This window comes from Massilia agilis, assembly GCF_024756255.1.
Classification (GTDB): domain Bacteria; phylum Pseudomonadota; class Gammaproteobacteria; order Burkholderiales; family Burkholderiaceae_D; genus Telluria; species Telluria agilis.
Genome location: NZ_JANUHB010000001.1, coordinates 278,000 through 292,294 on the forward strand (window position 1 = coordinate 278,000; position 14,295 = coordinate 292,294).

Annotated in this window: 9 protein-coding genes; 8 read left to right on the forward strand and 1 reads right to left on the reverse strand. The window is 68.8% G+C overall.

All coding sequences use genetic code 11. From position 1 onward, the window contains the following. The first annotated feature begins 1 nt into the window (after position 1). The 8 genes from NX774_RS01240 to NX774_RS01275 all read left to right on the forward strand — a co-directional run bounded on the left by NX774_RS01240 (position 2) and on the right by NX774_RS01275 (position 12,922). The gene (locus NX774_RS01240) at positions 2-2,581 is read left to right on the forward strand and encodes a [protein-PII] uridylyltransferase (RefSeq protein WP_258820337.1); all 2,580 of its coding nucleotides are present in this window, start codon (positions 2-4) and stop codon (positions 2,579-2,581) included. Between the two features lie 19 nt (positions 2,582-2,600). Further along, positions 2,601-3,347 carry a pseudouridine synthase gene (locus NX774_RS01245; protein ID WP_258820338.1) on the forward strand — a complete coding sequence of 249 codons (747 nt, stop codon included), beginning with the start codon at positions 2,601-2,603 and terminating at the stop codon, positions 3,345-3,347. 172 nt (positions 3,348-3,519) lie between these two features. Beyond that, positions 3,520-6,453 (forward strand): EAL domain-containing protein, encoded by a 2,934-nt coding sequence (locus tag NX774_RS01250; RefSeq protein WP_258820339.1) that lies wholly within the window; start codon positions 3,520-3,522, stop codon positions 6,451-6,453. 58 nt (positions 6,454-6,511) lie between these two features. Next, positions 6,512-7,723, forward strand: a complete 1,212-nt coding sequence (locus tag NX774_RS01255) for a pyridoxal phosphate-dependent aminotransferase (protein WP_258820340.1) — start codon at positions 6,512-6,514, stop codon at positions 7,721-7,723. A 31-nt stretch (positions 7,724-7,754) separates the two neighbouring features. After that, positions 7,755-9,392 carry a M28 family peptidase gene (locus tag NX774_RS01260; protein WP_258820341.1) on the forward strand — a complete coding sequence of 546 codons (1,638 nt, stop codon included), beginning with the start codon at positions 7,755-7,757 and terminating at the stop codon, positions 9,390-9,392. An 87-nt stretch (positions 9,393-9,479) separates the two neighbouring features. Continuing rightward, entirely contained in the window at positions 9,480-11,234 is a 1,755-nt protein-coding gene (locus NX774_RS01265; protein WP_258820342.1) for a DUF885 domain-containing protein, read from the forward strand. Positions 11,235-11,237: 3 nt separating this feature from the next. After that, on the forward strand, positions 11,238-11,861 hold the full coding sequence (locus NX774_RS01270; RefSeq protein ID WP_258820343.1) for a glutathione S-transferase family protein: 624 nt from the start codon (positions 11,238-11,240) through the stop codon (positions 11,859-11,861). A gap of 131 nt (positions 11,862-11,992) precedes the next feature. Further along, entirely contained in the window at positions 11,993-12,922 is a 930-nt protein-coding gene (locus NX774_RS01275; protein WP_258820344.1) for a DMT family transporter, read from the forward strand. A gap of 2 nt (positions 12,923-12,924) precedes the next feature. Here the strand turns inward: NX774_RS01275 and NX774_RS01280 are convergent, their stop codons facing one another. Next, positions 12,925-14,295 carry a hybrid sensor histidine kinase/response regulator gene (locus NX774_RS01280; RefSeq protein WP_258820345.1) on the reverse strand — a complete coding sequence of 457 codons (1,371 nt, stop codon included), beginning with the start codon at positions 14,293-14,295 and terminating at the stop codon, positions 12,925-12,927.

Genomic DNA, 14,295 nt, shown 5'->3' on the forward strand with positions numbered 1-14,295 from the left:
CATGCCAGTCGCCGCGCTGCTCGACCAGGCGCGCCCCCGGCTCAAGCAAAAGCTGAAGGCCCAACGCCAGCAGGTCATCGCCGAGTTCCGCCATGACGGCAAGCCCGAGAAGCTGCTGCGCGGCCTGCGCCGCGTGGTGGACGCGGTGCTGGCCGAGGCCTGGCAGGCCGCCGGGCTGCCGGCCGACACGGCGCTGGTGGGCGTGGGCGGCTACGGCCGCGGCGAACTGTTCCCCTACTCCGACGTCGATGTCCTGATCCTGCTGGGCGCGCCGCTGGACGCCCTGACCCAGGCCCGCGTCGAGGGACTGGTGCAGCTGCTCTGGGACCTGGGCCTGGAAATCGGCCACAGCATCCGCACCGTGGACGAATGCATGGTCGAGTCCGAGGCCGACATCACGGTGCAAACCAGCCTGCTGGAAGCGCGCCTGGTCACCGGCAGCCAGGCCTTGTTCGCGCAGCTGCAGCGGCGCTACCGCGAAGCGATGGACCCGCAGGCCTTCTTCCAGGCCAAGACCGCCGAAATGCGGCTGCGCCACGCCAAGTACGAATACACCGCGTTCGCGCTCGAACCCAATTGCAAGGAGAGCCCGGGCGCGCTGCGCGACCTGCAGGTGATCCTGTGGGTGGCCAAGGCCGCGGGCCTGGCCAACTCGTGGGGCCAGCTGGCCACGCGCGGCCTGATCACGCGCGAGGAAGCGCGCCAGCTGATGGAAAAGGAGCGCGCGTTCAAGGACATCCGCGTGCGCCTGCACCTGCACACCGGGCGCCGCGAGGACCGCCTGCTGTTCGACGTGCAGACCGCGATCGCCGAGACCTTTGGCCTGGCCAACTCCGACGGGGCCGACGCCCGCCGCGCCAGCGAATTCCTGATGCAGCGCTACTACTGGGCCGCCAAGACCGTCACCCAGCTCAACACCATCTTGCTGCAGAACATCGAGGCGCGCCTGTTCCCGCAGCCGACGGTGCCGATGCCGGTCAACCCGCGCTTTAACGAGGTGAACGGCTTCATCGACATCGCCCGCGACGACACCTTCCAGGCCAACCCGTCGGCCGTGCTCGAGATCTTCGTGGTGATGACCGAGCGCCCCGACATCAAGGGCATGACGGCGCGCACAACGCGCGCGCTGTGGCACGCGCGCAAGCAGATCGACGAGGCCTTCCGCGCCGCCCCCGAGCACCGCCGCCTGTTCCTGCGCATCCTGCAGGCGCCGCAGGGGCTGGTGCATGCGCTGCGGCGCATGAACGACCTGGGCATCCTGGGGCGCTACCTGCCGACCTTCCGCAACATCATCGGCCAGATGCAGCACGACCTGTTCCACGCCTATACCGTGGACCAGCACATCATGATGGTGGTGCGTAACCTGCGCCGCTTCACCATGCCCGAGCACGCGCACGAATACCCGTTCTGCAGCCAGCTGATCGCCAACTTCCGCGACCGCTGGCTGCTGTACGTGGCCGCGCTGTTCCACGACATCGCCAAGGGCCGTGGCGGCGACCACTCTACCCTCGGGCGCGTGGACGCCGCCCAGTTCTGCCTCGAGCATGGCTTGTCGGAGCAGGACACCGAGCTGGTGCTGTTCCTGGTCGAGCATCACCTGACGATGTCGCAGGTGGCGCAGAAGCAGGACCTGTCCGACCCCGACGTGATCGCCGCGTTCACCGCTCTGGTCAAGGACGAGCGCCACCTCTCGGCGCTGTACCTGCTGACGGTGGCCGACATCCGCGGCACCAGCCCGAAGGTGTGGAACGCCTGGAAGGCCAAGCTGCTGGAAGACCTGTACAAGATCACGCTGCGGGTGCTGGGCGGCGAGCCGCCCTCCGCCGACCGCGAGCTGCGCGCGCGCCAGCAGGAGGCGCTGGCCACGCTGCGCCTGTTCGGCCTGTCGGCCAGCGTGCACGAACAGCTGTGGGACCAGCTCGACGTGGCCTACTTCCTGCGCCACGATGCTTCCGACATCGCATGGCAGACGCGCGCGCTGCACGACAAGGTGGACAGCGCCCGCCCGGTGGTCAAGTGCCGGCTGGCGCCCATTGGCGAAGGCCTGCAGGTGACCGTGTATTGCAAGGACCAGCCCGACCTGTTCGCGCGCATCTGCAGCTACTTCGACCGCAAGAACTTCTCGATCCTCGACGCCAAGATCCACACCACGCGCACCAAGTATGCGCTGGACACCTTCCTGGTGACCGAGCAGACCTTCGCCGGCAGCTACCGCGACATCATCAACCTGATCGAGCACGAGCTGACCGAGCTCTTGACCCGCCAAAGCCCGCTGGGCCCGCCGGTGCGCGGCCGCCTGTCGCGCCTGTCGCGCACCTTCCCGATCCAGCCGACCGTGGAGCTGCGCCCGGACGAACGCGGCCAGTATTACGTGCTGTCGATCGCGGCCAACGACCGCACCGGCCTGCTGTACTCGGTGGCGCTGGTGCTCACGCGCTACCGCATCAACCTGCACACGGCCAAGATCATGACCCTCGGCGAGCGCGTCGAGGACGTGTTCCTGATCGACGGCGCCCCCCTGTCCAACCCGCGCACCCAGGTGCAGCTCGAGACCGACCTGCTCGAAGCACTCAAGATTTAACCTTCCCCTGCAAGTACCGATGACTGAACCGCTCCGCCTTTCCAAACGCATGTCCGAACTTGGCCTGTGCTCGCGCCGCGAGGCCGACGAATGGATCGCCCGCGGCTGGGTGCGGGTGGACGGCCAGGTGGTCTCCGAACTGGGCAGCAAGGTGCTGCCGTCGCAGCGCATCACGGTGGAACGCCAGGCCCAGGCCCAGCAGGCGCGGCGCGTGACCGTGCTGCTGCACAAGCCGGTCGGCTACGTCAGCGGCCAGGCCGAGGACGGCTACAAGCCGGCCGTGGTGCTGGTCAAGCCGGAAAACCGCTGGAGCGCCGACCCTTCGCCCGAGCAGTTCCATCCGTCGCAGCTGAAAAGCCTGGTCCCGGCCGGGCGCCTGGATATCGACTCGGTGGGCCTGTTGGTGCTGACCCAGGATGGCCGCATCGCGAGAAAGCTGATCGGCGAGGACACCTCGATCGAGAAGGAGTACCTGGTGCGGGTGCAGTACACCCGGCCCGGCCGCCTGCCCGATGCCGACCTGAAAAAGCTCAACCATGGCCTGTGGATGGACGGCAAACCACTGCTGCCGGCCAAGGTGCGCTGGCAGAACGATGACCAGCTCAGCTTTACCCTGCGCGAAGGCAAGAAGCGCCAGATCCGCCGCATGTGCGAGATGGTCGGGCTGAAGGTCGTGGGCCTGAAGCGCGTGCGCATCGGCCGCGTCAAGCTGGGCGAGCTGCCGCCCGGCCAGTGGCGCTACCTGGCGCCGGACGAGCAGTTCTGAACTGAACTGTTAAGTTTTGTAAAGGCGCACGCCACAGACCGTCGCATTTCGGGGATTCTGGCCGCGGCCGGGGCCACAGCGGGCGGTTGCACGTGAGAATGTGTTATATTGTTGCAACACATGTAGTAATACTCCGCCCGGGCCGATCATCGCGGCACCGGGGCGACTTCCCATGACCCTAATCCCGCACAAGTTCCTGCCACGCTCCCTCAGCGGCCGGGTATTTGCCATGTTCGGGCTGTGCATGCTGGTGTTCCTGCTGTTCGGCCTCGGGATGTTCTACCGATACCAGTTCAGCCAGCGCCTGGCCGACACCGACCAGGCCGCCAACACCATCGCCGACATCACCGCGCAAGCCATCGCCCATGAAAGCCTGGAAGGCGACGCCACCCGCGTCGAGCAGGTGATGCACCTGGCGCTGGCCGGCTCGCCGCTCAAGAGCGCCGCGTTTGGCGGGCCTGGCGGCATGACCGTCCTCGCCGCACCGCCGGCCAAAGGGCCGGGCGCGCCCGCGTGGCTGGTGCACGCCATCGACCGCAGGATGCCCGACGTGGTGCGCAAGGTCGAGGCAGGCGGGCAAAGCATCGGCGTGCTGCACCTGGCCATCGACGAAGCAGCGATCGCCGCGCAGCTGTGGGAGGTGGCGGTGCAGACCGCGGCGCTGGTGGCCGCGTTTGCGCTGGCCTGCTACTTCCTGATGCGCTCGATGCTGCGCCGCTGGCTCGCCAACCTGCAGCGCCTGCAGCACTTCGAGAACGAAGTATCGGCCGGCGAAGTGACGGCCGAGGCGCCGCTGCTGGACGATGCACCGGCCGAGATCCAGGACGCGATCAACGCCATCAACCGCACCACCGCCAGCCTGCGCAACCAGTATGGCGAGCGCATCGCGCACCTGATGCACACGCTGCTCGAGCACAAGCGCGCGATGGACCAGGTGGCCAGCATGTGCGAGGTGGACAAACTGGGCCGCATCGTGGACGCCAACGAGCAGTTCGTGCGCTGCTGCGGGATCGCGCGCGAGGCGCTGGCCGGCATGGAACTGGCCGCCATCGGGCGCCCGGCCAACGCCAGCGGCCTGCCATGGGTGCCCTCGCCCCTGGTCTGGACCGGCGAGGTGACGGTATCCGGCGCCCAGGGCGAAACCCAGTGGTTCCGCACCGTGGTGCCGATCCTGGGCGCCGACAAGGCGGTCGAGAAGTACATCTGCATCGACATCGACATCACCGCGCGCAAGGACTTTGAACAAGCGATCCTGGACAACGCGCGGCGCCAGACCCTGATCGCGGCGCTGGGGCAGAAGGCGCTGCACGCCTCGATGCTGGACGAACTGTTCGCGCAGGCCGCGGCCACCGCCGCCCAGGGCCTGAACACGCGCTTTGCGGTGCTGCTGGAAGCGGACACCGAACGCAATGTGGCGATCGCACGCGCGGTCGCGGGCTGGCCGTCGCAGATGAACGGCACCGTGTACGACTGCCAGGCCGCCGTCCGCACGCAGGGACAGCCCGGCCTGTTGCCATGGTCGGCGCCGCTGCGCGCCTCCAGCGTGGTCGGCTGCGGACTGGACGTGGCGATCTTCCGCGGCACGCGCCTGTTCGGCGCAATCGGCGTGTACGACATTGGCGAGCGCACCTTTACGCCGGTGGAAACCGATTTCCTGAAGAGCATCGCGACCCTGGTGGCGACCGCGCTCGAGCGCCACGAGGCCAAGAGTCGCCTGACCTTCCTCGACCAGTACGACCAGTTGACCAGCCTGCCCAACCGGCGGCGCCTGACGCGCTTCCTGGACGACTCGATCGCGCGCGCCAAGAGCCGCGCCGACAGCTGCGCGGTGCTGCTGATCGACCTGGACCGCTTCAAGGACGTCAACGACACGCTGGGTCACACCGCCGGCGACGAACTGCTGGTGCAGGCCGCGCGCCGCCTGCTGGACTGCGTGCGCGCGGGCGACGTGGTCGGTCGCCTGGGCGGCGACGAGTTCGCCGTGGTGCTGCCGGCCGCCGCCCAGCGCCGCGAGAGCCGCGCCGTGGCTGCCGCCATCGTCGAGGCGCTGGGCCGGCCCTACCGCGTGCAGGGCCAGCAGGTGTACGCGACCGCCAGCGTGGGTATTGCCACCTGGCCGGGCGACGGCGAAGCGGCCGAGGCCCTGATCCGCAGCGCCGACAATGCGATGTACAGCGCCAAGAAGGCGGGCCGCAACACCCATTCGTTCTACATGCCCGTGATGAACGAGGACGCGACCCGGCGCCTGCGCACCGAAGCCGAGCTGCGCGAAGCGCTGCGGCGCGAAGAGTTCGTGCTCCACTACCAGCCCAAGGTGAGCCTGGCCACCGGCAGGCTGGCCGGCTTCGAGGCGCTGCTGCGCTGGCAGCACCCGGTGCGCGGCCTGGTGCCGCCGCTCGAATTCATCGGCATCCTCGAGGACACCGGCATCATCATCCCGGTGGGCGAATGGATCATCGGCCAGGTGTGCCGCCAGCTGCTGCTGTGGGAACGCGAGGGCGCGGCCCCGGTGCCGGTGGCGATCAACCTGTCGGCGCGCCAGTTCCAGCAGGCCGACCTGGCGCAGGTGATCGAGCGCATCGTCGGCGCTTCCGGCGCAAACCCGCAGCTGCTCGAATTCGAACTCACCGAGTCCCTGCTGATGGCCGATCCGGAAAGCGCAGCGGCCACCCTGGCCGCCATCAAGCGGCTCGGCATGAACCTGTCGATCGACGACTTCGGCACCGGCTATTCGAGCCTGGCCTACCTGAAGCGCTTCCCGCTCGACACGCTCAAGATCGACCGTGCCTTCGTGCGCGACCTGCCCGAGGACGGCGACGATGCGGCCATCACCCAGGCCGTGATCAGCCTTGCCCACCACCTGAGCCTGAAGGTGGTGGCCGAAGGCGTGGAGACGCTGGAACAGGCGCGTACCCTGCACGGCTACGCCTGCGACCAGATCCAGGGCTACTATGCCAGCCGCCCGCTGCCGGCGGCCGAGTGCACCGCCCTGCTGGCGCGCGGGCAGCTGATCGATCGCGCGCTGCTGGCCGCGCCGCCGGTGCGCCTGGTGGCCAGCGACGAGGCCGGGCACGGCACGGACGACGGCAGCGCCGCTGCCGCGTGAGCTGCGGCGCTTACCCGCTTCGGTTAAGATGGCAGGATTCCCAATCCAGCAAGACCCAATGAACGCACCGAACAACCTTGAGCTGCAGGCCGCGCGCGCGCTGCAGCTGGCCCAGCGCGTGGACGCGATCGAGCCCTTCCGCGTGATGGAAATGGTCAAGGCCGCGGCCGACCTGAAGCAGGCCGGCGCCGACATTATCAGCATGAGCGTGGGCGAGCCGGACTTCACCGCGCCCGAACCGGTGGCGCAGGCCGCGATCGACGCGATCCGCGCCGGGCATACGCAATACACGGTCTCGCTCGGCCTGCCGGCCCTGCGCGAAGCGATCGCCGGCCACTACGCCAGCGCCTACGGCCTGTCCATCGACCCGCGCCGCATCGTGGTCACGGCCGGCGCCTCGGCCGCGCTGCTGCTGGCCTGCGCCGCGCTGGTGGGCGAGGGCGACGAGGTACTGATGCCCGACCCCTGCTATCCCTGCAACCGCCACTTCGTGTCGGCCTTCGGGGGCAAGCCGGTGCTGCTGCCTTGCGGCGCCGACTCGCGCTACCAGCTCACCGCGGCCCAGGTGGCCGCAAGCTGGGGCGAGCGCACCCGCGGGGTGGTGGTCGCCTCGCCGTCCAACCCGACCGGCACCTCGATGACCCCGGCGCAGCTGCAGGAGATCATCCAGGCCGTGCGCGCGCGCGGCGGCTTCTCGGTCGTGGACGAGCTGTATTCGGGCCTCACCTTCGACGGCGCGCCCGTCAGCGCCCTGTCCTATGGCGACGACGTCATCACCGTCAACAGCTTCTCCAAGTACTTCCACATGACCGGCTGGCGCCTGGGCTGGCTGGTGGTGCCCGAGGCCCTGGTGCCGGTGCTGGAAAAGCTGGCGCAGAACCTATTCATCTGCCCTTCGGCCATCGCCCAATACGCGGCGCTGGCCTGCTTTGCGCCCGAATCGATCGCCATTTGCGAAGCGCGGCGGCTGGAGCTCAAGCGCCGCCGCGACTATTTCGTGCCGGCGCTGCGCGAACTGGGCTTCGGCGTGCCGGTCATGCCCGACGGCGGCTTTTACGTGTACGCCGAAATCGACAAGCTGGCGCACAAGGACGCCGGCGACAGCACGGCGTTCGCGTGGTCGGTGCTGAACGACACCCATGTTGCGATCGTGCCGGGCGACGACTTCGGCTTTGCCGCGCCGCGCAAGCACGTACGCTTTTCGTACGCCACCAAATACGAACGCATCCAGGAAGCCGTGGACCGGCTGGCCCGGGTGCTGACCCGCTGATTTTCCACAACCACAACAACAAAGGTAACGCATGACCCGCTTGCTCCCGCTTCGCCTGTCCGCCACCGCCTGCGCGCTGGCGCTGTCCCTGCCCGCTTTCGCCGCGCCGGCGTCCAGCCAGCCCGTGGTGGCCGAGGCGCCGCTGCGCGCCCACCTGGCCTTCCTGGCGGACGACCTGCTCGAAGGCCGCGGCACCGGGCAGCGCGGCGGCGAACTGGCGGTGCGCTACCTCGAGACGCAGGCGGCGGCGGTCGGCCTGAAACCGGCCAACGGCGACAGCTACCGCCAGAAGGTTGCGATGGTCGGCGAAAAGACGCTGCCGGGCAGCGCGGTGAGCTTTTCGGTGGGCGGCAAGACGCTCGCGCCGAACCTGGGCACGGAGGTCGTGTTCGGCAACGCCAACGGACAGAGTGAAACCAGTTTCGAGGCGCCGGTGGTATTCGTCGGCTACGGCATCCACGCCGACGAGGAGCACTGGAACGACTTCGCCGGCACGGACGTCAAGGGCAAGCTCCTGGTTGCGATGGTCAACGACCCGCAGCCGACCGCCGCGGAGCCCAACCGCTTCGGCGGCAAGTCGCTGACCTGGTACGGCCGCTGGATGTACAAATTTGAAGAAGCGGTACGCCAGGGCGCGGCCGGCATCCTGCTGATCCACACCGAGGCCTCCGCCTCGTACCCGTGGAGCGTGCCGGCCAACGGCTTCTCGCACGAGCAGTTCCACCTCGCCGGCCCGGGCAATGCGCTGCAGGGCTGGATCCACGAAGACGCCGCACGCGCCCTGTTCGCCGCCGCTGGCAAGGACCTGGACGCGCTGCGCGCGCAGGCCGAGGTGCGCGGCTTCAAGCCGGTGGACCTGGGCGCGAGCGCGCGCGTGCACGTGAAAAGCGCGGTGCGCAACGTGGACGAGTACAACGTGGCCGGCATCGTGCCAGGTACCGACCCGAAACTGAAGGACCAGGCGGTGGTCTATTCGGCGCACTGGGACCACCTCGGCATCGACACCGGCAACGGCAAGCCGGACCACATCTGGAACGGCGCGATCGACAACGCCTCGGGCGCGGCCGCGCTGCTGGCGATGGCGCAGGCCGCGGCTGCCCATCCGGCGCGCCGCACCCAGATCTTCCTGTGGCCCTGCGCCGAGGAGCAGGGCCTGATCGGCGCGCACGGCTACGTGCAGCATCCCTTGTGGCCGCTGGCGAAAACCGCCGCCGACCTGAACCTGGACAGCATGAACTTCGTCGGCAAGACCCGCGACATCGGCGTGCCGGGCAGCGAACGCAGTTCCCTCCATACCACGGCCGCACAAGTGGCCAAGGCGATGGGCCTGAAGCTCGCGCCGCCGGTGCCGGACCTGGGCGGCGCCTACTTCCGCGCCGACCACTTCGCGTTCGCCAAGGCCGGCGTGCCGGCGTTTAATGTCGGTTCGGCCGTGTTCTCGGGCGACGGCAGCTTCGAATTCGCGCACGACCAGGGCCATTCGCACGAAGAGATGGTCGGCTTCACCAAGCGCTACCACCAGATCACCGACGAATACAACCCGAAATGGGACCTGTCGGGCATGGTGCAGCAGGCGCAGTTCACGCTCAACCTGGGCTACGCCGTTGCCAACGCGCCGGCCATGCCGGCCTGGAACGCGAACGACCCGCTGGCGCGCGTGAAGCGCTGACCGACACGCGGCGTCTTGCTTCTTTTGCCCGGCCGGGCAACAATTGTCCGAACAATCACTCGCCGCGGTGCGGCACGGAAGGGGACAATGGAAAAGAAGCTGCTCGCCGCGCTGTTCGCGGCTGGCGTGCTGTCGGCGGCCACGCTGCCGGCGCATGCCGCAACCGCCGCCGACGCACGGTTCAAGTCGATCTACACCGCCGAATGGAAGTGGCGCCAGTCCCAGCGCCTGGCCCGCTCGGAAGACTCCACCGGCGTGCAGCCCACCCTGCCCCACGTGGACGCGCGCTCGCAGCAGGAGCGGCTCGCCTACTGGACCGGGGTGCTCAAAGAGCTCGATGCGATCCGCCCGGCCGACCTGTCGGAGGATGAGCGCGTCAACTACGCGGTGTACCGCGCCCAGATAGCGGCGCTGGCCGAGGCGCTGCGCTTTCGCGAGTACGAGCAGCCCGTCAACGCCGACAGCAGCTTCTGGACCAACGTGGCCTACATGACGCGCAACCCGCTCAAGAGCGTCCAGGAATACCGCAACTACATCAGCCAGCTGCACGAATTCCCGCGCTATTTCGACGAAGAGGCCGCGAACATGCGCGCCGGCCTGGCGCGCGGCTTCACCCCGCCCAAGGTGACGCTGGCGGGACGCGACGCGCCGCTGGCGACGGTTGCCGAGGCGAAGACGCCGCAGGACACCATCTTCTACACCCCGTTCAAGGCGATGCCGGCCTCGATCCCGGCGGCCGAGCAGGAGCAGTTGCGCCTTGACGCCGCCGCCGCGATCCGCGACGACGTGCAGCCGGCCTATCGCCGCATGCTCGCCTTCATGCGCGAGCAGTACATGCCCAATGCGCGCACCGCCCTCGCGGCCGAGAGCCTGCCGGACGGGAAGGCCTACTACCAGTCCAAGATCGTCGAATACACCACCACCTCGCTGACCGCGGACCAGATCCACCAGATCGGCTTGTCCGAGATGGCCAAGATCCGCGCCGAGATGGAGCAAACGATCCGCGCCACCGGATTCAAGGGCGACTTTGCGGCCTTCCTGTCGTTCCTGCGCACCGACCCGCAGTTCTACGCCAAGACCCCGGAGGAGCTGTTGATGCGCGCCGCCTGGGTCGCCAAGAAGTTCGACGGCAAGGCCGAGCAGTACTTCGGCTACCTGCCGCGCAAGCGCTTTGCGATCGTGCCGGTGCCGCCGGACCAGGCGCCCTACTACACCGCCGGCCGCGGCGGCCCTGGCGTCTATCTCGTCAACACCTACAACCTGCCGGCGCGCGCGCTGTATTCGCTGCCGGCGCTGACGCTGCACGAATCGGCGCCGGGCCACGCGTTCCAGATGCCGGTGGCGCTGGAGCAGAAGGGCCTGCCGCCGTTCCGGCGCGCCTACATCTCGGCCTTTGGCGAAGGCTGGGCGCTGTACACCGAACGCCTGGGCGTGGAGATGGGCATCTACGAGAACGCCTACGAGACCTTCGGCATGCTGAGCTACCAGGCCTGGCGCGCCGCGCGCCTGGTGGTGGACACCGGCATCCACGCCAAGGGCTGGACGCGCGAACAGGCGCAGGCCTACATGCACGAGAACACCGCACTGGCCGACCACGAGATCGAGACCGAAGTGGACCGCTACATCTCGTGGCCGGGCCAGGCCCTGTCGTACTACCTGGGCGAGATGGCGATCCAGAAAGCGCGCGCGAAGGCCGAGCAGGCGCTGGGACCGAAGTTCGACATCCGCAACTTCCACGACACGGTGCTGCAGCTGGGCTCCGTGCCGCTGCCGGTGCTGGAGGCGCGCATCGACACCTTCATCGCGCAAGGCGGCAAGAGCCCCTATGCGCAGCAGAGGTAGTCCATGCTCAGGATCCTCGGCAAGCAAAGCTCGATCAACGTGCGCAAGGTGCTGTGGAGCTGCGAGGAGCTCGGCCTGCCGTACCAGCAGGAGGATTGGGGCGCCGGCTACCGTGCCACGGATACGCCGGCGTTCCTTGCGCTGAACCCCAATGCGATGGTGCCGGTGCTGGTGGATGGCGGCTTCGTGTTGTGGGAGTCGAACACCATCTGCCGCTACCTGGCCGGCCGCGCCAGCGACACGCGCCTGCTGCCCCTTGAACCGGCGCGGCGCGCCAGCGTCGAGCAGTGGATGGACTGGCAGGCCACGGAGCTCAACAACGCGTGGCGCTACGCCTTCATGGCGCTGGTACGGCAAAGCCCGGCGCACCAGGACCCGGCCGCGATCGAGGCGAGCATCGCGAACTGGAACCGCCACATGCACATCCTCGAGCGCCAGCTCGAACGCGGCGGCCCCTTCGTGTGCGGCGACGCGTTCACGCTGGCCGACGTGGTGCTCGGGCTGTCCGTGAACCGCTGGGCCATGACGCCGCTCGCGCATCCAGAGCTGCCCGCCGTGCGGGCCTACTACGACCGCCTCGACCAGCGCGCCGCGTTTCGCCGGCACGGCCGCAACGGCATTGCTTGATCCGCGGCCAGCAAACGTTCGCGCCCTCTGATACACTTTTTGCCAGCCCGCGTTACAGGCCGAACTGCAGCAGATCCCGACACGATTTCGCCAGGTGAGGACAGACCGGCGATTTCAGGAGATCCGCGCACGTGACAGTATCGAAAAACACCTGGCTTGGCATCGGTTGCGGCGCCGTGGCCGGCGCATTCTGGGGCCTGGTATTCCTTGCGCCCGCGCTGGCAAACAACTTCACGCCCTTGCAGCTGTCGGCTGGCCGCTACCTCGCCTACGGCCTGGTGTCGGTGGCGCTCATCGCCCCCGCATGGCGGCGCCTGGCGCGCGTGCTGACCCGCACCGAATGGCGCGCCCTTGCCTGGCTCAGCTTCTGGGGCAATATCCTTTACTTCGTGCTGCTGGCGCGCGCCGTGCAGGTCGGCGGCATTGCGATGACCTCGCTAATCGTCGGCTTCTTGCCGGTGACGGTGACGATCGTCGGCAGCCGCGAGCACGGTGCGGTGCCGTTTGCGCGCCTGCTGCCGTCGCTGATGCTGTCTTCCGCCGGCATGGTGTGCATCGGCTGGCACTCGCTGCAGGGATCAAGCCAGGGCTCGCTCGAAGGCCTGCTGTGCGCGCTGGGCGCGCTGGCTTCCTGGACCGTGTACGCGGTGCAGAACAGCCGCTGGCTCGGGCGGCTGGACCACGTGACGTCGCACGAATGGAGCCTGCTCACCGGCGTGGTCACCGGCGCCGAATCGCTGCTGCTTGCCGTGCCTGCCTTCGCATTTGCGCCGCGCGCGCACGGCACCGACGAATGGCTGTATTTCGGCGCCATCGTGACCGGCGTGGCGATCTGCGCGTCGGTGCTCGGCAACGCGTTCTGGAACCGCGCCAGCCGCCTGCTGCCGCTAACCATGACCGGGCAGATGATTTTGTTCGAGACGCTGTTTGCGCTGTTGTACGGCTTTTTCTGGGAAGGGCGCGCGCCCGCGCCGGCGGAGCTGGCGGCGGTGGCGCTGCTGGTGGCCGGGGTGCTGTCGTGCACCGCGGCCCACCGCATCCCGGCGGCGGCTCCCGCCTGAGCTCAGCCGGAAGCCGCCGCGCGCCCGCGCGAGCCCAGCAGGCCGAGCAAGGCCTCGGTGTTCACCGGCTTGACGCAATACTCGTCAAAACCCGCGGCCAGCGCGCGGCTGCGGTCCTCGGCCTGGCAGTAGCCGGACAGGGCGACGGCGTACAGCGGTTTGCCGCCGCGCGCGCGGCGCAGGCTGGCGATCAGTTCCAGCCCGTCCAGGCCCGGCAGTCCGATGTCGCACAGCAGTGCGTCGAACTCGCCGCCGGTGGCCGCGGCCAGCCCGGCCTTGCCGTCGTAAGCCACCTGCACCTCATGCCCTTCCAGTACCAACAGGTGGCTCAGCGTCTCGCAGGCGTCACGGTTGTCCTCCACCAGCAGCAGGCGCAGCGGCGCAGCGCGCCCGCGCCGCACGGTGCGCACCTCGCGCGGCGGCGCAAGCGTGCCCTCGGGCAGCGGCAGGACCACGGTGAACAGGCTGCCCTGCCCTTCGCCCGCGCTGTAGGCGTCGATCCGGCCGCCATGCATGCCGACCAGGTTGCGCACCACGTTCAGGCCCACGCCCAGGCCGCCCTCCGTGCGCGCCAGCGCGCGTGGCCCTTGCGTGAACAGGTCGAACACGTGCGGCATCAACCCGGGCGCGATGCCCGTGCCGTTGTCCTGCACCGTGACCACCGCCTGCTCGGCATCGGCCACGGCAGATAGCCGGATCGTGCCGCCCTCGGGAGTGTATTTGGAGGCGTTGGACAGCAGGTTGGTGAAGACCTGGGTCAGCCTGACCCTGTCGGCGTGCAGCACCAGCGGCTCGCGCGGCAGCGTCAGCGCGAGCTCCTGGGTGCGCTCGCGCACGCGCGGGGCCACCGTTTCCACGGCCTGTTCGATCACCTGGTCCAGCAGCACGCTCTGCAGCGACAACGTGATCTTGCCGCTGCTGATGCGCGCCGCATCCAGCAGGTCGTCCAGCAGGTGGGCCATGTGCGAGACCTGGCGGCCGATCACCTGTGCCAGCTCCAGCGCCCTGGCATCGTCGCCGGCAGTGCGCGGCAGCAGCGCGGCGGCGGTGCCGATCGGCGCGAGCGGATTGCGCAACTCGTGTGCGAGCATGGCCAGGAATTCGGTCTGGCGCCGGTTGGCTTCCTCGGCATCGTCGCGCCCGCTCTGGGCGGTGACGGTGGCCAGCACCAGGTTCTGGTTCGCCTCGCGCAGCTGGGCCGCCGTCAGTTCCAGTTCCGCCTTTTCGCGCGCCACCACGCGCAAGACGGCCAGCTCCTGCTGGAGCGATTCGACCTGCGCGCGAAGCGCGGCATGCGATTGCGGTGGCTCCCCTTTGGAGCCTGCAGGGACGCGCTGTTGCGAGCCGGAGCCTTCGTCGTTCACGTGTCCCAT

Coding starts and splice junctions, on each gene's coding strand:
- NX774_RS01240 (WP_258820337.1), top strand. CDS start 2: ATGCCAGTCGCCGCGCTGCTCGACCAGGCGCGCCCCCGGCTCAAGCAA.
- NX774_RS01245 (WP_258820338.1), top strand. CDS start 2,601: ATGACTGAACCGCTCCGCCTTTCCAAACGCATGTCCGAACTTGGCCTG.
- NX774_RS01250 (WP_258820339.1), top strand. CDS start 3,520: ATGACCCTAATCCCGCACAAGTTCCTGCCACGCTCCCTCAGCGGCCGG.
- NX774_RS01255 (WP_258820340.1), top strand. CDS start 6,512: ATGAACGCACCGAACAACCTTGAGCTGCAGGCCGCGCGCGCGCTGCAG.
- NX774_RS01260 (WP_258820341.1), top strand. CDS start 7,755: ATGACCCGCTTGCTCCCGCTTCGCCTGTCCGCCACCGCCTGCGCGCTG.
- NX774_RS01265 (WP_258820342.1), top strand. CDS start 9,480: ATGGAAAAGAAGCTGCTCGCCGCGCTGTTCGCGGCTGGCGTGCTGTCG.
- NX774_RS01270 (WP_258820343.1), top strand. CDS start 11,238: ATGCTCAGGATCCTCGGCAAGCAAAGCTCGATCAACGTGCGCAAGGTG.
- NX774_RS01280 (WP_258820345.1), bottom strand. CDS start 14,295: ATGGGACACGTGAACGACGAAGGCTCCGGCTCGCAACAGCGCGTCCCT.